Raw genomic sequence first — 20,094 nt, forward strand, 5'->3', positions numbered from 1 at the left:
TCTTTCCATCAGTGAGTCGTTCTATCCATCAGAACGTAAGCGATTGCGGTTCGATCAAGCGCGTACTCGACGCCTCGTCATTTCAATGAATACAGGTCAATGGCATCGGGGGTATGCACCCGATCTCCGATTTCAAGCGTTTGGGTGGCCCGCATGACCAGGCCATAGCTGACCCGGTCGTAACTGCGAAAGACCATTACCTGGCCCGCATCGATGCCCGGCAAGCGCACCATCTCCTCGCTCCGGGGGTCGCTGACCAGCTCCCCCTGCTGCTCGACGGCAAGCACGCTTCCCGGCGAGACGCCATCACGGGTGCCGACATCCATCGCTACCACGTGAAGCCGGCCGATAAAGCGTACACCGCCAGGCACGGAGAGGATGCGACCCTCGACCGCATGCTCGGGTGGGCGAGGCTGAAATTCGCCCACAAGCTCGAGGCGCTCTAGCGGCATGACCAGGTCGCCGTCGCGCACCTCCTGTCGAGAAGCGGTCACCGCAAACCGGTTAAGCTCACCGTCTCCGCCGGTCAGGCGGCCTTCCGCGATGCTGATCAATTCTCTGCCCAGAATGGCGCCCTGGGTATCGCGATAGACCTCACCGGGCCGATAAATGCCGTAGCGGGTATCCCCGGTCAGGTCCCCACGCACATAGACGGTATCGCCTGCACCGCTGATCAGTCGCTTGTCGCCACTTGCCACCACATAGGGCTGCTCGGACAGGTTGACCGAGGCATCGACGATACGATGACGGGTCAGGAAATGCTCGACCACATCGAGGGGTAACGGCGCAATGGCCTGACGACGCGGGACACGCCTCATTTCGGGCGATAGCTTGACCACGTTCTGGCCGCGCTCGATGCCCAGGCAGGGCTTGCCATTACAGTCTCGAATCACGATGACATCACCGGGATAGATCAGGTGCGGGTTATCGATCTGCGGGTTGATCCTCCATACCTGTGGCCACTGCCAGGGGTGATTCAGGAAGCGGCCGGAAATGTCCCAGAGGGTATCGCCGCGGACCACGGTGTAACGCTTGGGGGCGTCATCACGCAGCATCTGTTGCTGAGCATGCGCCATGCCCGCGGCAAACAGGCTGACGATCAGCACTGCCAGAACCCCGCCCCTTCCGGTGCTTGCGTGTGGCTTCTCTCGCGGGTCATTTTCATGACCCGGTCCCATGCCAATGGCACGGCAAAGCCCGATCAGGATGCGCCTGGACCGCTCCCATCTTCCTGTCATTTCCTGCTCCTTCATCCTCGGCATGCGGCCGGGCATCACCTTCGTCATTGGCGCCACTCGTCTACCCGAGGCCAGTGTATCCTTGGCGCGCTGCCGCGGCCACGCTCGCCGGGCGTGTCAGGCCCTATCTGAGTGGCGGCATCACGGAACCCCGGAAGGGGATGACGGGTCTCTAGTGACAGCCTCCATAGCAACTTCTATAAGGGCTGGGACGTGGACAAAGCATAGTCACGCCCTATCGCGACCATAATATGGATAGCGGTTCCGTTAGCAGAGCCTGCCCACTACAATACGGGTAATATCCCAGAATTTTACATACGGTGATTTCAACGTCATGGCCAAGTTACCCATCCTCGAGTTCCCGGACGAGCGCCTGCGCACTCAGGCGGTGGCGGTCGACACCGTCGATGATCAGGTTCGTCAGCTAATCGACGACATGCTGGAAACCATGTACGACGCCCAGGGCATCGGCCTGGCAGCCAGTCAGGTCGACGTGCACCGTCGCGTCATCGTGATGGATGTCAGCGAGAACCGTAACGACCCGCTGGTGATGATCAACCCCGAATACACGCCGCTCAGCGACGAGCGAGAGGCGATGCAGGAAGGGTGTCTGTCGATCCCCGAATACTACGCTGAAGTGCCGCGTGCCTTGACTGTCAAGCTCAAGGCACTGGATCGCGATGGCAATGCCTACGAGCTTGAGGCCGACGGGCTGCTGGCGCATTGCATTCAGCACGAATACGACCACCTGGAAGGACGCCTCTTCGTCGACTACCTGTCGCCGCTCAAGCGCGACCGAGTCATGAAGAAGATGCAGAAACGCCACCGCCAGATGCAGCCCGCCTGAGCGCCACCCCTTCGGGGACCCAGGCCAGCTTCTGGCCTCCCGAAGGCCGGCCCTGCCTCGTGGCGGGGCCGGCCTTCGTCGTTGTCGGCGACGTTACGCTATGATGTCGCCCATCCTGATCGTTTTACTCAGCAAGGCCTTTCATGACCCGACCCCTGCGCGTGATCTTCGCCGGCACCCCGGACTTCGCGGCGGCAAGCCTCGATGCACTGCTCTCAAGCGACCACCAGGTGGTGGCCGTCTATACCCAGCCCGACCGCCCCGCCGGGCGTGGCCGCAAGCTCACCCCGAGCCCCGTCAAGGCGCGGGCACTGGAGCACGGCCTGCCGGTCCATCAGCCTGCCTCGCTCAAGCATGCCGATGCAAAGGCCGAGCTTGCCGCCATTGATGCCGACATCATGGTGGTGGTGGCCTACGGGCTGCTGCTGCCCCAGGCGGTGCTCGATATCCCGCCGATGGGCTGTCTCAACGTGCATGCCTCGCTGCTGCCACGCTGGCGCGGCGCGGCGCCGATCCAGCGCGCCCTCGAGGCCGGCGATGCCGAGAGCGGCGTGACCATCATGCAGATGGATGCCGGGCTCGATACCGGCGCCATGCTGCTCGAACGGCGTACACCGCTGGATGCCACGACCACCGGCGGCGAACTGCACGACCGCCTGGCCGCGCTCGGCGGCGAAGCGATCGTCGCGGCCCTGGACGGGCTCGCAGGCCCTGGCCTGAGCGCCACGCCGCAGCCCGACGCGGGTGTCACCTACGCGGCCAAGCTCTCCAAGGCCGAGGGTGAGCTCGACTTCACCGCTCCGGCCGCAAGCCTGGCCGCCAAGGTACGTGCCTTCAACCCTTGGCCGGTCGCCTGGACACGACTCGCCGGCGAGCCGCTAAGGCTTTGGCTGGCCGAACCCGGCGCGAGCGATCCTCAGGACCCCGACGCCCGCCCCGGCACCCTGCTGCCGGCCGCTGGCGACGCCCTGCGCGTGGCCTGTGGTTCAGACGGCGACGAGGTGCTGCGCATCACCCGCGCTCAACTCCCCGGCGGCAAACCTCTGGCCGCCCGTGACCTACTCAACGCCCGGGGTGAGCGCTTCGCAACGGGCACTCACCTTGGCGATACCACTTCCTCGCAGGAGGCCTCCTCATGAATCAGGCCAAGAACAACCGTCGCCAGGGAACCAACAAGCGTTCCCAACGAAATCCCAAGCAGGCGCCCGCCGAGGGACAGAATGGTCTAAGCCTGCGGGCCGAAGCCGCGCGTGCACTGGTACCGATTCTCAATGCCCGCGGATCGCTTGCAAGCCTCGATGACAGCCGCGTGGCGCCCCGCGACCGGGCGCTTTTGCGCGAGATCTGCTACGGCGTCTGCCGCACGCTACCGCGCCTCGAGGCGCTGGCCAGCGTCTTGCTCAAGAGCTCCTTCAAGGCGCGCGACACCGACATCCAGGCGCTTCTGCTGGTGGGTATCTATCAGCTTCTGTATCTGCGCATTCCGGCCCACGCCGCGGTGGGTGAGACGGCCGGCGCCGCCCGCCTGCTCGACAAGGGCTGGGCGACTCGGGTGCTCAACGGCTGCCTGCGTCGTCTGCAGCGCGAGGCAAGCGAGATGCAGGCCAAGGTCGACCGCGACCCCGCCGTTGCCCTGCTGCATCCGGTGTGGTGGCTCAAGGCGCTGCGTCAGGCCTGGCCCAACGACTGGCGCGAGATCGCCATCGCCAACAACCAGGCAGGACCGATGACACTGCGCGTCAACCGTCGTCGGACCAGCCAGGAAGCCTACCTGGAACGCCTGCGCGAGAACGGTATCGAAGCGCGCCCCTGCGAGCATGCCCCGGATGGCCTGACCCTCGAGACCCCCTGTGACGTCAGCGCCCTGCCAGGCTTTGCCGAGGGTAATGTCAGCGTACAGGACGAGGCCGCTCAGCTCGCCATCGAACTACTGGGCCCGGCCCTGGCACCGCGCCCCGGCGCCCAGGTGCTGGATGCCTGCTCCGCGCCTGGTGGCAAGACTGCGCACCTGCTCGAAGCCTTCGATGTCTCGCTGCAAGCCCTGGACAGCGACGCCGAGCGCCTGCAGCGCGTCGAGGGCACCCTTGAGCGCCTCGGCCTGAGCGCGCAACTCAGTGCCGCCGATGCCGGCGAACAGGACTGGTGGGACGGCACACCCTTCGATGCCATCCTGCTCGATGCCCCCTGCTCCGGCAGCGGGGTGATCCGCCGTCACCCGGACATCAAGCGGCTGCGCCGCCCCGATGATATCGGGCAGCTCGCAGCACTGCAGGCGAGGCTGCTCGACAATCTATGGCAGACCCTGGCCTCCGGCGGCACCCTGGTCTATGCCACCTGTTCGGTGTTGCCCGAGGAGAATAGCGAGCAGATCACCGCTTTCCTCGAGCGCACACCGGACGCCGAGATCGACACACCGCAAGGACTGGCCTGGGGCGTCGAGTCCGGCGCCGGGCGTCAGCTGTTGCCCCGTGAGCACGGTCACGACGGTTTCTTCTATGCACGACTCAAGCGCAAGTAAGGCCGGGCCCGTGACAGGCCACCGCCAGGCGTCGGGCAAGGGGACGGCTTGCGATCAGGCCACGCTTGATGCCTATACTGGCGGCAGAGTCCCGGTGGAGGCCGGGGCTTCACCCATGACAAAGGAGTGATACATGTCCCACGTCTACAAGCATGTCGAACTGACCGGCTCATCCACCGAAAGCATCGAAGATGCAGTGAATCAGGCCATCGAACGCGCCAGCAGTAGCCTGCACGGCATGCGCTGGTTCGAGGTCGTCGAAACCCGCGGCCATATCGAAGACGGCCGTGTGGCCCACTGGCAAGTCACCGTCAAGGTCGGCTTCACGCTCGAGTAAGCCTGACGGGATCTCGAGAAACCCTTGAGCCAGATCAATCGTCGGGGACACTTTCCGCGCTTGCTTCTCTCGGCACGGCCACAGGTCGTGCCTAGATGGCGTACCTGCCGTACCCTGTCGCCTACTGGTCGAGTGGTTTATGCTAGCCACCGCCTGCCGACGCCCCTCTCAGGCCGTCGGCCAATCAGCCTGCGGACGCATTCATGAAGATCATCATTCTAGGTGCTGGCCAGGTCGGTGGAACCCTGGCCGAACACCTGGCCCATGAAGAAAACGACATCACCGTGGTGGATACCGATGGCGAGCGCCTGCGCGAGCTGCATAGCCGCCTGGATATTCGCACGGTGTCGGGTTCAGCCTCCTATCCGATCGTGCTGCGTCAGGCAGGCTGCGAAGACGCGGATATGCTGATTGCGGTCACCAACTCCGACGAAGTCAACATGATTGCCTGTCAGGTGGCGCACACGCTGTTTCGTACGCCGACCAAGATCGCCCGCGTGCGCGCCACCGCCTACCTGACCCGCAAGGGCCTATTCGCCCACGATGCCGTGCCCATCGATGTCCTGATCAGCCCCGAGCAGGTCGTCACCGACCACATCCGCCGGCTGATCGATTATCCCGGTGCGCTGCAGGTGCTGGAATTCGCCAGCGGCATGGTGCAGCTCGTCGCGGTGAAGGCCTTCTACGGCGGGCCACTGGTCGGACAGGAACTCGGCTTTTTGCGCCGCCACATGCCCAACGTGGATACGCGGGTGGCGGCTATCTATCGTCGCAACCGACCGATCATCCCCCGCGGCGACACCGTGATCGAAGCCGATGACGAGGTCTTCTTCATCGCCGCGCGTCGCGACATTCGTGCCGTCATGAGCGAGCTGCGCCGACTGGACCGTGACTTCCGTCGCGTCGTCATCGCCGGCGGCGGCCATATCGGCGAGCGCCTGGCCGAGACCCTCGAGCACAGCCATCAGGTCAAGATCATCGAGCATAGCCTTGAGCGCTGCACGACGCTCTCCGATCGCCTCGATCGCACCGTGGTGCTGCATGGCAGTGCCACCAGCAAGCGGCTGCTGCTCGAGGAGAACATCGAGGACTGCGATATCTTCTGCGCACTGACCAACGACGACGAGGTCAACATCATGTCGTCGATGCTGGCCAAGCGGCTGGGTGCCAAGAAGGTGCTGACCCTGATCAACAACGCCGCCTACGTCGATCTGGTGCAGGGCGGCGAGATCGACATCGCCATCTCGCCCCAGCAGGCCACCATCGGCGGCCTGCTGACCCACGTGCGGCGTGGCGATATCGTCAATGTCCACTCGCTGCGCCGCGGTGCTGCCGAGGCCATCGAGGCCATCGCCCATGGCGACGCGCACTCCTCCAAGGTGGTGGGCCGAACCATCGACCATATTGATCTGCCCAACGGCACGACCATTGGCGCCATCGTGCGCGGCAAGGAGGTGCTGATCGCCCACGATGACGTAGTGGTGGAATCCGGCGATCATGTCATCCTGTTCGTCATCGACAAGCGCCGCATCCGTGATGTGGAGCGTTTGTTCCAGGTCGGTCTGACCTTCTTCTAATGGGCCAAGGCCGCATGCATGCCATCCCCCTTACGTTTTCGATGACAAGGACGGTCACGCCATGAGCCTGCGCATGATTCTGCGCATTCTGGGTCTGCTACTGATGCTGTTCAGCCTGACCCTGCTACCCCCGGTCCTGATCTCGCTGATCTTCAACGACGGCGTGTGGAGCAGTTTCTTGATCGCCATGGCGATCACCGTGTCCACCGGTGCGCTGCTCTACTGGCCCAATCGTAATGCCCGCAAGGAGTTGCGTACCCGCGACGGCTTCTTGATCGCGGCGCTCTTCTGGACCGTGCTGGGGCTGTTCGGCTCGCTGCCGCTGATGCTGTTTGGCGACGACTCGCTGAGCCTCACCGATGCGGTATTCGAGTCCTTCTCGGGGCTGACCACCACCGGCGCCACCGTGATTACCGGCATCGACTTCCTGCCCGAATCCATCCTCTACTACCGCCAGCAGCTGCAGTGGCTGGGCGGCATGGGGATCGTGGTACTGGCGGTCGCCATCCTGCCCACCCTGGGCGTAGGCGGCATGGCGCTGTACCGCACCGAAATTCCCGGGCCGCTGAAGGATTCCAAGCTGACGCCGCGTATCACCGAAACTGCCAAGGCGCTGTGGTACATCTACGCCACGCTGACGGTAGCCTGTATGCTGGCCTACATGGCCGCCGGCATGGACTGGTTCGATGCGCTGGGGCACAGTTTTTCCACCGTGGCGATTGGCGGCTTTTCCACCTACGACGCCAGCATCGGCTATTTCGATAGCGCCGCCATCGAAATAATCTGCGTGGGCTTCATGCTGATTTCGGCGTTCAGTTTCAGCCTGCATTTCATCGCCTGGCGCGAAAAGCGTCTGACGCACTACTTCCAGGATCCCGAAGGACGCTTTCTGATGCTGTTCCTGCTCGGGCTGTCCGTTGTCACGGTGCTATCACTATGGCTCACCGATACCTACGATACCCTGCGCGGGCTACGCCACGGTGTGTTCCAGGTGGTCTCGGTGGCGACCACCGCCGGGTTTGGCGTCGCGGACTTTTCCATGTGGCCCGGCGCCCTGCCCTTTCTACTTTTCATGGCCGCGTTCGTGGGGGGCTGTTCGGGCTCGACCGGCGGGGGCATGAAGGTGATCCGCATCATCCTGATCGTCAAGCAGGGCATGCGCGAGATCATGCGCCTGATTCATCCCAACGCGGTCATCGCGGTCAAGGTGGGCAAGGTCAGCGTCCCGGACGGCATCGCCCAGGCGGTCTGGGGTTTCTTCTCGGTGTATGTGCTGCTGTTCTTCTTGATGCTGGTCGGGGTGATGGCCACGGGCGTCGACCAGGTCACCGCCTGGTCGACGGTCGGCTCGGCCTTGAACAACCTGGGCCCGGCGCTCGGCGAAGCCAGCAGCCACTACGGCAATGTGCCGGAAGTGGCCAAATGGATCCTGGTACTGGCGATGCTGCTGGGTCGCCTGGAAATCTTCACCGTACTGGTACTGTTCACGCCGGCTTTCTGGCGCCGCTAAGCCCTGGCGAGCCCTTTAGAAAAGCGCCCTTCCAGAAAGCCCGCCGACCCCGCTTGCAGCGCCATTATGCCAAGCGGGTTTGGCCTGGCCGCGGGCATCGTGGATAATCTTTTTCTCTTAACCGTCTAGCGAGCGTCCATGACAGAACCCCAGGACATCACCATTCCCGAGCCGCAGGTAACAGGCCAGGGGCCGCGCCGGGTGATCGTGCGCGGCGATACCCGCTATACCCTGCTCGGCACCGCCCACGTCTCCGCCGAAAGCGCCACCGAGGTTCGAGAGCTTATCCGCTCCGGCGAGTTCGACGCCGTCGCCATTGAGCTGTGCGCCTCGCGCCACCAGAGCCTGATCGAACCCGATGCCCTGGCCAATCAGGATCTTTTCCAGATTTTCCGCCAGGGCAAGGCCGGCATGGTCGCCGCCAGCCTTGCCCTGGGCGCCTTCCAGCAGCGGGTTGCCGAACAGTCAGGCATCGAGCCCGGCGCCGAGATGCGCGCGGCCCTTGAGGAAACCCAGGGTGCCAAGCTGCCGCTGCTGCTGATCGACCGCGAAGTCGGCGTGACGCTCAAGCGCATCTACGCCAATGTGCCCTGGTGGCAGCGTTTGGGGCTGTTCTCAGGGCTGCTGGGCAGCGTGGTATCACGCCAGGAAGTCTCTTCCGCCGATATAGAGCGCCTCAAGGAAGGCGACGTGCTGGAATCCACGTTCAACGAGTTCGCCGAGCAATCCGAGCGTCTCTACACGCCCCTGATTCGCGAGCGCGACCGCTATATGGCGCTGAGCCTCGAGGAGCAGGCGCCCAAGCATTACCGCAACGTGCTGGTCATTATCGGCGCCGGGCATCTCAGAGGCATGGCCGAACACCTGGAAGGCGATCTACCCGCCGCCCCCCGGGCCGAGCGCGAGTCTCTCGAGCATACGCCCCCACGCTCGAAGGTCTGGAAGCTACTGCCCTGGGCGATCACCGTGCTGGTGCTCGCCGGCTTCGCACTGGGCTTCTCGAAGGATACCGGGCTTGGCTGGCAGCTGGTCGGCGAGTGGTTCTTGATCAACGGCATCCTCTCCGGCCTGGGGGCCGCCATCGCGCTGGGCCACCCGGTCACGGTGATCGCCACCTTCTTTGCCGCACCGCTGACCTCGCTCAACCCCACCATCGGCGCCGGTTTCGTGGCCGCCGGGGTCGAGCTGGCCATGCGCAAGCCCAAGGTGCGCGACTTCTCGACCCTGCGTCACGACGTCGCCACGCCCAAGGGCTGGTGGAAGAACCGCGTCTCCCGCACCCTGCTGGTGTTCCTGCTGGCCACACTCGGCTCGGCCGCCGGCACCTGGATCGCCGGGCTACGCATCGCCGGTCAGCTGATCGGCTGACTCTCACCTGACTCAATCTATTGCGTAAGGATGGCAACGCCTTCCTGCCTGCCACAGCGGCCAGCCTTGAGCTGGCCGCTATCGTTCTACCCAGGCCCTATGGCACAGTAACAAACAGTTTCTTTTTCAGATCATCGGCCCTTCATGAGCGGATGAAGGCAAGGCACTGGCACGCCTAGAAAAATGTTACATGCCGTAAGCTTGCGTCTCGCATCCACCTCCTTATGGACCAGAGCATCAAGGCTCATCGTCGATGATGGTGCTCAAGAGAACGCCTCACATAGCCGATATACAAAAAAACACTGTCATGGACACTGCCGGCTCTACGTCAGGTGATGACAACCATCAAAGCAGCTTTCCGCAGGGCGGCCGTCGTGCCCCCGATAACGGGACCGTTGCGCCCTGCCTAAAGGCCAGACGCGATGCCGACGCGACATCAGCTTTACACGCCCCAGCATCTTTACTCTCTGCCGCGCTGGCGCTTCATGCAATGGCTGCTCTGCGACAGCAGCCTTCCTGAAAGCATTCAGCGGCGTTTGCAGTCGGGCCCCAGTATCCAGTCATCGATCATGTGGTCGGGCATGCTCTCCTCCCTGGCGATGACCCTGATCGGCCTCTACCGGCATCCAGAGCCGCTGTTCTGGCTGTGGTTTTTAGCGACGTTACTATGCGCGACGTCTCGCGTTCTTCTGCACTATTCTGCCAAGAAGCAATGGCGGCTAAAGACAGATAAAACGCCCACCGACCAGATCTATCTGGTCAACCTATTATGGAGCACCACCACCGGTCTTGGCACCGCCCTGTGTCTGCTCAGCGGCGATACGGTCCTGCAGGTATTGGCTATCCCTTCCATGGTCGGATTGGCCACGGCCTCAGCGAGTTTCAGCCATGGCACCCCACGCTATGCCGTACTCCAGATCCTGCTGCTGGATATGCCACTGAAACTTGCGGTTCCCTTCCAGCCGGAGCCCTGGTTCTGGGTTTTCGTGGTGCAGGGGCCGTTCTTCTGGCTTGCCATCCACAAGATGGTTCACTCCCTTCATGAGACCTCGAAGCAGGCCCTGCTCGGCGAATATCACAACCGTCGGCTGGCACACCAGGACCCCATGACCGGATTACTCAATCGAGGCGGCTGGTTCCAGGAGGTATTGACGATACGCGACGGTGGCCGCAGGCCATTCCCCGCAAGCCTGATCTACTCGGACCTTGATGGCTTCAAGGCCATCAACGATACCTACGGCCACGCGGTGGGCGATGAGCTACTTCGACAGATTGCCGATCTGATGAAAGAGACCCTGCGCCATCACGACATTGTGGCACGCTGGGGCGGCGATGAATTCGTGATCCTGCTGCCCGGCATCGACCCCGAATCGAGCCGCGGTATCGCACAGCGACTGATCGATGCTGTCGCCGATATCAGCCAGCACTATGCAGGGTTGGGGCTCAGCGTCGGTGTGGTGCATTGCGAGGATTGGCGCGGCATCGACCGGGCACGGCTCGAGAGCCTGCTTTCTCGTGCAGACCAGGCCTTGTATCAGGCCAAGTATCACGGCAAGGGCCGCTTCCAGGAAATCGACGAGCCGGCATAGACGCCAACCGGCACCATCTAGGCGCTCTAGGCCTTGTCCTAAAAGTCGACGAGCGAAGGATAGACAAGGCAAAAATCGGCGAAAAAGCGGAGTTTACAGGTAGTAAATGAGTATTTTGAGCTGATTTTTAACGCCGTATAGCCGAGCGCAGACACTTTTAGACATGGCCTAGCCGCGCCGCGCCAGCAAACGCTCCATGGCCGGCGTCGGCGCTTGCAGACGACTGTGTCGACGGCTGGCGCCGTAGCTGTCGTTGAACGCATCGAAGTAATCATCGAGCACGTCTCCTGCCTCAACGTCGCCGGCCTGGCGCAGTAACTCCGCGGCCACTTCAGCGGTGCAGAGATGCGCGCTTGAGGCAGGCTTGCGCAGCCGGTAGCGCGTCTCGCGCTCGGTGGAAAGTGGCAGCACCGGCAAGCGATCAAGGTATTGGCTGCGACGAAAAATCCGCCGTGCCTGGCGCCAGGTGCCATCGAGGATGATGAACACCGGCATCCTGGCCCCCGTCCCCGTCGCGGGGTCCTTGGCATCATGCACCGCTTCAATGCCGACCACGCGATCAGCGTAGTCTGGCTGGTCATCGGGAAATATCACGAAGGGCGCGAAGCGCTCGTCGGCCAGCAGCGCGAGCAGCCGCTCGTCCGGTTCGGTACGATACCAGGTGAAGACCTCGGTGCTCGGCAGCACGTCGGCGATCAGTCGCCCGGTGTTGGTCGGCTTGAAGTGCTCGAGCGGGTGAGTGATCAACCAGCAACGCGCCAGGCTCTCGACCTCGACCCGATACGGACACAGGCAGTTCAGCGCCGGCAACCGACAGGTTTCACAGCGCGTGATGGTGCTGCCCCGGGCCTTGAATGGCTTGCTCGGCGGGCGAGACGCATCAGCAGAAGGCTCGTGAGACGCCTCGGACGCGTCACTACCGCTGGCCGAGGAGCCTGTGGAGGGGCTGGTGGAGGAGCCGGCAGAATCGCCCGCCGGCTCGTTGGTGTCATTCATGAATAATCGGACTCGGGATCGTCGCTTGGTAGGCCGCGCATTCTAGCATGCGCGGCCCGAGCCCGACCCGCGACCGCGGGAAGACACCCTATCCTTCTGCTAAGCGCACTGGCTGGCGCTTCCTGCCCGACGGGGCGACGCTTCCAGTAACCCGCCAGCAGCGAACCGGACACGTTGTGCCATACCGAGAACAGCGCGCCCGGCAGTGCCGCGCTTGCGGAGAAGAACTGGCTGGCCAGCGCCACGGCGAGGCCGGAGTTCTGCATTCCCACCTCGATGGCCACGGTACGCGCGGTGCGCTCCCCGAAGCCCATCACCCGCGCGAGCCAGTAGCCGCCGGCAAGGCCGATGCCGTTGTGCAGCACAACTGCCAGCGCCACCAGCGGCCCAAGTGTCAGCAGGCGGTCGGCGTTGAGCCCCACCACGATGGCGATGATCAATACGATGGCCGCCATGGCGAGCGTCGCCAACATCGGCTCGACGCGACGCACACGCTGACCCAGCAGGTGGTGCACCACCACGCCCAGGGCGATCGGCGCGATGACCAGTTGCGCAATGCTCAAAAACATCCCGGCCACCGGCACGGCGATGCTCTCACCGACCAGCAACCAGGTCAGCAGCGGCGTGGCGGCCACCGACACCAGAGTGGAAGCAAGCGTCATCGACACCGACAGCGCCACATGGCCACCGGCCAGCCAGGCCATGACGTTGGAGGCCGTACCGCCGGCCGTGGCACCGACCAGCACCATGCCGACGGTCAAGGCCGGATCGAGACCCAGCAGGGTCGAGACGGCCAGCGCCGCCAGCGGCATCAGCGTGAACTGCAACACGATACCCACGGCCACCGGCTTGGGGGCGCGTACCACGCCGAGAAAATCCTGGCGCGACAGGGTCAGGCCCATGGCAAACATGATCAGCGCCAGCAGCGGCTTGATCTGGCCTGAGAGCCCGGTGAACCAGCTCGGTTGCCAGGCGGCGCAGAGTGCGAAGAGGATCGCCCAGACGGGGAAGAGGCGATTGAGGCGTTCGAAGACGTGCATGAAGTGTCCTTGGCGTTGTGTCTTGGAAGATGGCCAGGCCGCTGCCTGACCCTAGGCCTTTAAGACGGCTCTGTTGTCCGCCCAGCGTGCTTCACATCGGGGCGGCCGCCTATCATGCCGTATGCGCCCTAACGAATGAAGGCGCGCCCCGGTATTCGGGGCGCGCCTTCGTCATGGGCCGAACGGACGGCCATCTATATCGAACGTGCAAGAGCGCGATGATGAGTTATCTGGCCGCCTTCAACCTGCTTATTCTGCCAGATGGCCTATCCGCGGTTGTTACTCCCCAGACGCCGCTTGTGGATCGTAGCTGTAATTCACCGGCAACCATTCATAGGCATCACCTTCGGCACGCAGATGACCGATACCGGGGAAGGACAAGTGTGCCCCCGCGACCCAGTCGCCCTCCTCGGCGATGGAGGCGAACAGCGCCTTGCGCTGCTCACGGGCCTCGTCCGGGGCGCTATCGAAATCGATGGTGACATCGGGATGAGGGAACTGCACCGCAGCGGCATGCATGATGTCGCCCCATAGCACCAGAGTCTCGCCGTCGCTCTCTACACGATAGATGCTGTGCCCCGGCGTGTGGCCGTGGGTTTGCTCGGCATGGATGCCCGGCGAGAGTTCGCTGTCATCATCAAAGGCTTCGAAGGCATCGGCCTCGATGTAGGGGTTCATGGAGGCCATCGCACCCTGGAAGAAGCCCTTCTGGCCTTCCGGTGCGGCCTCGAGCTGGTCAGCGTCGAGCCAATAGTCGATGTCGTCCTGATCGGCGTGCAGGGTGGCGTTGGGGAACATCCGCGACTCGCCATCCATCAGCCCGCCCACATGGTCAGGGTGCAGATGCGTCAGGTAGATATCGTCGACCTGCTCGGGCCGATAGCCGGCAGCCTCCAAGCTCGCACCCAGCTTGCCAAGCGTCGGCCCGAAGAGGGTGCCCGCGCCAGTGTCGACCAGCACCAGCCGATCGCCGGTATTGATCAGGAAGGCGTTGACCGAGGTCTCGACGGGTACATCCAGGTAAGCGTCCTCGAAGAGCGCCTTGGCCTCATCGGCCGGCATGTGCAGCAGTTCATGCATGGGCAACTCGACGGTGCCATCAGACAGCGCCGTGACTTCGAAGTCACCGAGCATCATGCGGTAATAGCCGGGATTGGGCCCCTCTGCCGGTTCGGTGGCGGCAGCCGCCGAGGCACTGATAGCAAGGCCCAGCGCCGTCGCGGTGGCCAGCGGCCAGGTCGCACGCGTCATCAAGGCGGTCATGGCAATCTCCTGTTGATCGTATTGGCGTTCCAGTGTGTCAGTCATTGACGAGTAACTTGGACACAAAGCTAGTGGACAAATAAATTTTGTACAAGCTAACGCTTAAAGAGCCCGCGAGAAGACGTTCTTCAACAAGACAGTGAGAGCACCCATGAGCCTGCCGGATCTGCACTCAGCCAATACACCGCCATGACGCGATCAGAGTGATAGCAGGTCATTGGGCAGTTCAAGCCTGCCGGTGGCTCGCCAATACTTAACCAGCCGCGGCACGCCCTGCCCCGCCGACAAGGCCATGCGCCCGACACCCGGTGGCGCCAGGTCGTTAGCCTCGGGGTCGACCAACACCGCCTGCGCCTCCAGGGGTGCCTGTTCGAGCAGCAGCGCCGCCGGCATCACCGCAAGCGAGGTGCCCACCACCAGCAACATGTCCGCTTCGGCGACGATATCGCAGGCATCGCCATAGCGCGGCACCGACTCGCCGAACCAGACCACGTCCGGGCGTAGCTGGCTGCCCTTGTCGCAGACATCACCCAAGCGAATGCCGCCACTGCTCAGCGGATAACGCAACGCGTCATCTACCGAAGAGCGCGCCATCAGTATCTCGCCATGCAGATGCAGCACATCCCGCGAGCCGGCCCGCTCGTGCAGGTCATCGATGTTCTGGGTGATGATACTGACCCGGATACCCGCGCGCTCAAGCTCGGCCAGCGCCCGGTGGGCGGCGTTGGGCGCGGCGCGACGCACCTGCTCCCGGCGCTCGTCATAGAAGCGCAGCACCCGCTCGGGGTCGCGGGCGAAGCCCTCGGGTGTTGCCACCGCCTCGATGGAATGCTCCTCCCATAGGCCATCGCTTGCCCGAAAGGTACGGATGCCGCTCTCCGCGCTGATACCTGCTCCGGTCAGCACCACCAGGTGCGGCGCACCTTGTTCTTCCATTCACTACCTCTCGTCACTGGGTCGCCGGTTCCTCACTTTTGAGCAACCCGCGACCTACTTTGCATCATTTGCCCGTAGCTGACGCTATCACTACGAGCCCAGCGCAGCCAGAGAGCCAGCCCATAGGTGAGTGGTGCTATCACTTGAGTGAAATGCGCGGTTTGCTCAACGCCTGATTGAGGCCAGACGGGATAGAGTCGAGGAAGTGAACACGGCCAGACCACGGCCTCCGAGGAAAAGCCGGGGTCGCTGGAAAGACCGTTCGGCCAGAAGCAGACGTTGTGCCAGAGCGGATATAACGCCGCCAGCATGCGCGACTTTGTAGTGGAGGCGAAGCCGCAACGAAAAAGGCGTCGCCGTGCCTGGCTTGGTTATACGTTTCAATAACTTGGCTCAATGTGTGCCGGCCCACTCCACTCGAAACTAGCCAATACTCGATTCGCCAGGCTGACGAGAATCCCCAGTACTTCGGGGCTAATTTCGACTCTCTGGTAACTCCCGTCATCAATGGTGTAGCAAAGACTATTGCCCTCCAAGTTACTCAACCCTAAAAACCCTTCGACTTCCATTTTCTTACCCTTTTTCTTATCCCGGGGTGGCCCGTAACCGCGGGAACGATCTTCTATGTGAAGCGCTGAGTTTCTGATTTTTCGTACCGATGGCAATAGACGATCAAATTCATGTGAGCACTTTTCAATTTCTCCGGGAATCTCATCGTACTCCTGGAGAACCTCTAAATATTTACCAAACGAATCAACAGCGTATACAAATGTGTGAGCATGAATAAACGGAATTTTATGTAGGTAAGAACGTGGCAACATACCGAGTTCGGCCTTTTTATCCCTCACTCGTTTTTCCGACAAAAGCCGATACTCATCGAAATTTTGATAGTAATCGTCGCCAGCCTCTTTCCTAATTGCATCCTCGGCCTGTCGCCTTATCTCAGCATCTCTTTCCCACTCATTACGGGGATCAGGTCTTTGACTTTGACTCTCTTCAAACATCGAAAGAGCGATAGCTGCTTCAGTCAGAATTCCTTCAAGTGCACGCAGCGCGCCTTCTATCTCGAACCGAACCTCATCACTCTCAAGCTGAAGCCATGTCCCGGGGTAAGTCAGCTGATACAGATACATGGCACTCCTTACGTATAACGCCAAAGCTCAGCCGCCGCTTTAGCGGTCGGCTGGAGCGCCTTGTTGGGCGATCTTCATCGTATACCCCGTAGGACGCTAACTAGCTCAGGGGCAAGATCACGCACGAAAGCCACTTGGCTTTCAGTTACATCCTCTCCGTGGATGGCAGCAGAGCAAGCCGAATAAACTTCCTTGATAGCACCAGCTAGCTGAGGTGTCAGCTCTTCGGAACGAACCAGCATCCTTGCCATTGCTATTACAGACGTATATCGATCCTTGGGATCAGAGATTCTGCTTTTGTAAATCCGGCGCAACTCTTTCTCCAAGCTATACCTTACTTGGAATAGGTACTCCGCATCGTTTGGCACATCCAGATTGGCGTTTTTATCCATAGGTCGACCAAACTGATTTTCCCCTAGCGCCTCTGAAATCACCTCTCGTATTTGCTCACGGAGCTCGGGGATTTCCTGGTCTGATGGAGGGGGTGGATGGCCGTTGTAGAACTGCGCGCTGACATTATTTCTTACTTCGACAACGTTCTTGAGCTCACGAATTTCTCCCTTTAGCTCCTCTCTTACTGCTTCCACCTCTCTCCTTAGCTTTACGCCAAAAAGGTTAATTTCTGAGACCAGTGGAAGCACCCAAAGAGCTACAAATACAAGAAAAACGACCACGTCCGCAAACGTTGCGTTCCCACCCTCCAATTCCGGAAACCGGGCAGACAGGAATAGAAGCATGCCCGCTAGGGCGAGCCCCCACCAAATAATGAGAAACCAATTCGGTAGCTTCATTCTTTTATCTTAGAACTCATTGCATAAGTTGAGATCATTCGAGGCGCCCAACGCCGATAATAAGCGGCGGCCCGACAGGGGCGTCCGGTGGACGGCCGCAGGCCGGGAACGAACTTGATTGACTGGTTAAATGTCGTCACGCCATTCTCTATGCTTGCGTACCCTATCGTACTCAAGCCATGGTGCATCATGTGAAACCCAAATATGAGCCTCTGGCCTCAATTCAGGCTCATCGTCCAGAGTGGCCACCCGAACAATCACATGCGGCTGCGCCGGCCTCTCTGCTACCAAATGAGAACCACAGCGTTTGCAAAAATGGCGCAATTTTCCAGGCGAGGATTCGAACGTAGAAATGCAGCTCGCGCCCTTGAGCCAACGGAAATTTTCGCGCTTCACGCCAGCAGTAGAGGCAAACGGGGCCGCATGGGCTTTACGACAAGTCTGACAATGACAGTGCACAATTGGCATATCCACAGAGTCTATTTCGTAGCTTATCTCGCCACACAAACAGCTTCCCTTCAGCCCCATAGGGCGATCTCCTTCTACACATTTAACTGTTCAGCATTTCTTCGCCGTGCGGAGCATGGCGTATAAATGCCTGTTGGACTAAGCCGCCCATCAAGCTGCTACAAAGCTTCTATAGGGTATTGTATTGGCCGGTGTGCGACCTGAGACGTCAGGTCGCGTACATAAGGAGCGGTTGTGACGCGTTCGGGCAGTGATGTTGGCCATGATCCCAGGTCCCTCCGGGTCTAATATGCCCCAACGTAGCGCGCCTGCTGGGCAAAATCCATCATCGGAACGAGCGCCGCCGCGACCCGCGAGCGGGCCGGATCGCCGAGTCCGGTGTGTGGATAGGGCGTTATCTCATCCTCGATAGCGTTGCTCCTTGTGGTTGGGGGAGCAGCTACGTTTGAGTCGCTGGGGCGTGAGGGTCCCGATCATTCGCAGTGTCGGTTGCCCGCAGTGTCGGCAAATGTAGGTCGGCTCTGAGTCGCCGACGGCAGGTTCGGCATCCGGTGTCACCTCGACAACCGATAGAGCTTGGCGGATCTGTGCTAGGCGTCGTCGCCGGCAGCGATTGGCCAGAAAACCGTAGTGACGGACCCGCATCAGCCCCTTGGGCAGGACGTGGAGCAGGAAGCGGCGCACGAACTCCTCGCCATCGAGGATGAGCTGTTTACGCCGGTCACGGTCGCGGTAGTCCTTGTAGCAAAGGGTCACCTGGCGGTCGTCCACGGCGAGGATGCGGGCATTGCTGATGGCGATCCGGCGCGTGTAGCGCGCCAGGTAGCGCACCACCGTGTCGGTGTGTTCGAGACAGTCCTTGCTGTAGACCACCCACTCGGTGGCCATCAGCGCGTTGAGCTGGTCATCGACGTCACCGGGCCGGGTGACCCGGTGGAGTTCACCGGCAGTAGCGGCCTGGCGCAGTCCACTGACCAGGTGTCCACGAAAGTGGCGCGACAGGGCCCGGACCGGGAACAGGTAGTGGCTGCGCGCCTCGCGCCAGATGCCATCGTCGCCCAGCGCACCGCCGGGGACCAGGCAGTGCAGATGCACATGCTGACTCAGGTTCTGGCCCCAGGTATGGAGCACCGCACTCATGCCCATCTCGCCACCGAGACGCTTGGGGTCGCGACCGAAGGTACGTAGTGTCTGCCAGGCGCTCTGGAACAGCAGTCGGTAGATCACCCCGGGGTGAAGCTGGACCCAGCCGTTGAGGCTGTGCGGCAGAGTGAACACGACGTGGTAGTAGCGCACCGGCAGGATGTTCGCCTGCTGACGCTCGGCCCACTGCGCCATGGCACGGCCCTGGCACTGCGGGCAGTGGCGGTCGCGACAGCCGAAATAGTGTGGCTGGGTGTGGCCGCAGTCCGAGCACTGCAAGGCCGTCCCGCCCATCGCCTCGGTGCGGCAGGCGAGTAGGTGGTGGCACACGCGTTGGCGCTGGCGATCCAGGCCGGCCGGGTTGAGAAAGCGGGTCAGGGCCTGTTGGAGGGTGGCGGTCTCAGTCATGGCCCACCTCCAGGCCGGCCACCAGGTCGATGTGGCCCTGACTCGCCCCTTGCTGGCCCGGCAGCCAGTGCAGGTAGCGCATCGTCGACTGGATGCTGCGGTGGCCCAGCAGCCGCTGGAGCTGATGGACGGGCATACCCTGCTCCAGAACATGCGTGGCATAGGCATGGCGCAGGCTGTGGATGCCACCGATCCGTTCGACCCCAGCCTGGCGTTTGGCTTGGGTAAAGGCCTTCTGCGGTGCGCTCGGATGCAGCGCGCGATCCGGAAACAGGGCGCTAGGGAATAGCCATGTCGCCGGCCGATAGGCGCGCCAGTAGTCGCGCAAGCGATCAAGCAGGGTCGCCGATAGCAGGACCATGCGATCCTTCGCGCCCTTGCCCTGGGCGACACGCAGCTGACCACGTTGACTATCGATATCGCTGACCCGCAGGTGACAGACCTCGCTGACGCGTAGTCCGCAGCCGTAGCACAGGTCGAGCATCATGCGATGCTTGGGATTGTGGCAGGCGGCCAGGATCCGCCGAACGTCGTCGCGGGTCAGCAGCTCCGGAATCCGTTGCGGTGTCTTCGGCACCACGGGGGATACCTCAACCGACGGCCAGTGCAGCACCTGGAGGTACAGGAACCGCACGCCGTGTAGATAGACGCGGCAGCTGGCGACGGACAAACCACGCTCCTGGACCAGGTGATTGAAGAAGCGTTGCAGATCGTCGGTGCTCAAGGTGTCTGGCGAACGGTGGAAATAGCGCGCCAGGTCCGTGATCACTGTCAGGTAGGTAGTGTGGGTACGTTGCGCGAAGCCATGCTGACGCATGGCCTCGATCATCATCTGTCGCAAGGCGGTCATCGTCGTCACTCCTGTTCGTTGACCCACGTAGGTCAAGGAACAGTGTGGTTCGATGAGGCGAAAGATAGGATTCGACGACAGC

18 protein-coding genes are annotated in these 20,094 nt (G+C 62.0%); 8 read left to right on the forward strand and 10 right to left on the reverse strand.

The genetic code is table 11. From position 1 onward, the window contains the following. Positions 1-77: 77 nt before the first annotated feature. Positions 78-1,238 carry a LysM peptidoglycan-binding domain-containing protein gene (locus tag HF027_RS02355; RefSeq protein WP_245184444.1) on the reverse strand — a complete coding sequence of 387 codons (1,161 nt, stop codon included), beginning with the start codon at positions 1,236-1,238 and terminating at the stop codon, positions 78-80. A gap of 334 nt (positions 1,239-1,572) precedes the next feature. On the opposite strand from HF027_RS02355, the gene def reads away from it, so the two are divergent. The 8 genes from def to HF027_RS02395 all read left to right on the forward strand — a co-directional run bounded on the left by def (position 1,573) and on the right by HF027_RS02395 (position 10,984). After that, positions 1,573-2,085, forward strand: coding sequence for a peptide deformylase (gene def, locus HF027_RS02360; RefSeq protein WP_168012505.1), 513 nt, complete (start codon positions 1,573-1,575; stop codon positions 2,083-2,085). 143 nt (positions 2,086-2,228) lie between these two features. Next, on the forward strand, positions 2,229-3,224 hold the full coding sequence (gene fmt, locus HF027_RS02365; protein ID WP_168012506.1) for a methionyl-tRNA formyltransferase: 996 nt from the start codon (positions 2,229-2,231) through the stop codon (positions 3,222-3,224). Continuing rightward, complete coding sequence (gene rsmB / locus HF027_RS02370) at positions 3,221-4,603, forward strand: 16S rRNA (cytosine(967)-C(5))-methyltransferase RsmB (protein ID WP_168012507.1); 1,383 nt, start codon at positions 3,221-3,223, stop codon at positions 4,601-4,603. The genes fmt and rsmB overlap by 4 nt, the downstream gene beginning before the upstream one ends. Positions 4,604-4,736: 133 nt before the next feature. Then, on the forward strand, positions 4,737-4,940 hold the full coding sequence (locus HF027_RS02375) for a dodecin (RefSeq protein WP_168012508.1): 204 nt from the start codon (positions 4,737-4,739) through the stop codon (positions 4,938-4,940). 203 nt (positions 4,941-5,143) lie between these two features. Then, entirely contained in the window at positions 5,144-6,517 is a 1,374-nt protein-coding gene (trkA, locus tag HF027_RS02380) for a Trk system potassium transporter TrkA (protein ID WP_168012510.1), read from the forward strand. Between the two features lie 61 nt (positions 6,518-6,578). Beyond that, positions 6,579-8,027, forward strand: coding sequence for a TrkH family potassium uptake protein (locus tag HF027_RS02385; RefSeq protein ID WP_168012512.1), 1,449 nt, complete (start codon positions 6,579-6,581; stop codon positions 8,025-8,027). A gap of 138 nt (positions 8,028-8,165) precedes the next feature. Next, positions 8,166-9,395, forward strand: a complete 1,230-nt coding sequence (locus HF027_RS02390; RefSeq protein WP_168012514.1) for a TraB/GumN family protein — start codon at positions 8,166-8,168, stop codon at positions 9,393-9,395. Between the two features lie 422 nt (positions 9,396-9,817). Further along, the gene (locus tag HF027_RS02395; protein WP_168012516.1) at positions 9,818-10,984 is read left to right on the forward strand and encodes a GGDEF domain-containing protein; all 1,167 of its coding nucleotides are present in this window, start codon (positions 9,818-9,820) and stop codon (positions 10,982-10,984) included. A gap of 168 nt (positions 10,985-11,152) precedes the next feature. On the opposite strand, the gene HF027_RS02400 is transcribed toward HF027_RS02395, so the two are convergent. The 9 genes from HF027_RS02400 to HF027_RS02440 all read right to left on the reverse strand — a co-directional run bounded on the left by HF027_RS02400 (position 11,153) and on the right by HF027_RS02440 (position 20,012). Next, positions 11,153-11,980 (reverse strand): tRNA-uridine aminocarboxypropyltransferase, encoded by an 828-nt coding sequence (locus HF027_RS02400; protein ID WP_168012518.1) that lies wholly within the window; start codon positions 11,978-11,980, stop codon positions 11,153-11,155. After that, positions 11,977-13,020, reverse strand: a complete 1,044-nt coding sequence (locus tag HF027_RS02405; protein WP_168012520.1) for a bile acid:sodium symporter family protein — start codon at positions 13,018-13,020, stop codon at positions 11,977-11,979. The genes HF027_RS02400 and HF027_RS02405 overlap by 4 nt, the downstream gene beginning before the upstream one ends. Positions 13,021-13,299: 279 nt before the next feature. Continuing rightward, entirely contained in the window at positions 13,300-14,283 is a 984-nt protein-coding gene (locus HF027_RS02410; RefSeq protein ID WP_168012522.1) for an MBL fold metallo-hydrolase, read from the reverse strand. A 198-nt stretch (positions 14,284-14,481) separates the two neighbouring features. Then, entirely contained in the window at positions 14,482-15,219 is a 738-nt protein-coding gene (locus HF027_RS02415) for an SIR2 family NAD-dependent protein deacylase (protein ID WP_168012524.1), read from the reverse strand. A 380-nt stretch (positions 15,220-15,599) separates the two neighbouring features. Further along, the gene (locus HF027_RS02420) at positions 15,600-16,352 is read right to left on the reverse strand and encodes a hypothetical protein (RefSeq protein ID WP_209316384.1); all 753 of its coding nucleotides are present in this window, start codon (positions 16,350-16,352) and stop codon (positions 15,600-15,602) included. A 74-nt stretch (positions 16,353-16,426) separates the two neighbouring features. Next, positions 16,427-17,143 carry a hypothetical protein gene (locus HF027_RS02425; protein ID WP_168012526.1) on the reverse strand — a complete coding sequence of 239 codons (717 nt, stop codon included), beginning with the start codon at positions 17,141-17,143 and terminating at the stop codon, positions 16,427-16,429. A 126-nt stretch (positions 17,144-17,269) separates the two neighbouring features. After that, positions 17,270-17,671 carry a GFA family protein gene (locus tag HF027_RS02430; RefSeq protein WP_168012528.1) on the reverse strand — a complete coding sequence of 134 codons (402 nt, stop codon included), beginning with the start codon at positions 17,669-17,671 and terminating at the stop codon, positions 17,270-17,272. 339 nt (positions 17,672-18,010) lie between these two features. Then, complete coding sequence (locus tag HF027_RS02435) at positions 18,011-19,162, reverse strand: IS91 family transposase (RefSeq protein ID WP_168012530.1); 1,152 nt, start codon at positions 19,160-19,162, stop codon at positions 18,011-18,013. Beyond that, positions 19,155-20,012 carry a tyrosine-type recombinase/integrase gene (locus tag HF027_RS02440; RefSeq protein ID WP_168012532.1) on the reverse strand — a complete coding sequence of 286 codons (858 nt, stop codon included), beginning with the start codon at positions 20,010-20,012 and terminating at the stop codon, positions 19,155-19,157. The genes HF027_RS02435 and HF027_RS02440 overlap by 8 nt, the downstream gene beginning before the upstream one ends. Positions 20,013-20,094: the final 82 nt, after the last annotated feature.

It is taken from the genome of Halomonas salinarum (assembly GCF_012062845.1).
Classification (GTDB): domain Bacteria; phylum Pseudomonadota; class Gammaproteobacteria; order Pseudomonadales; family Halomonadaceae; genus Onishia; species Onishia salinarum.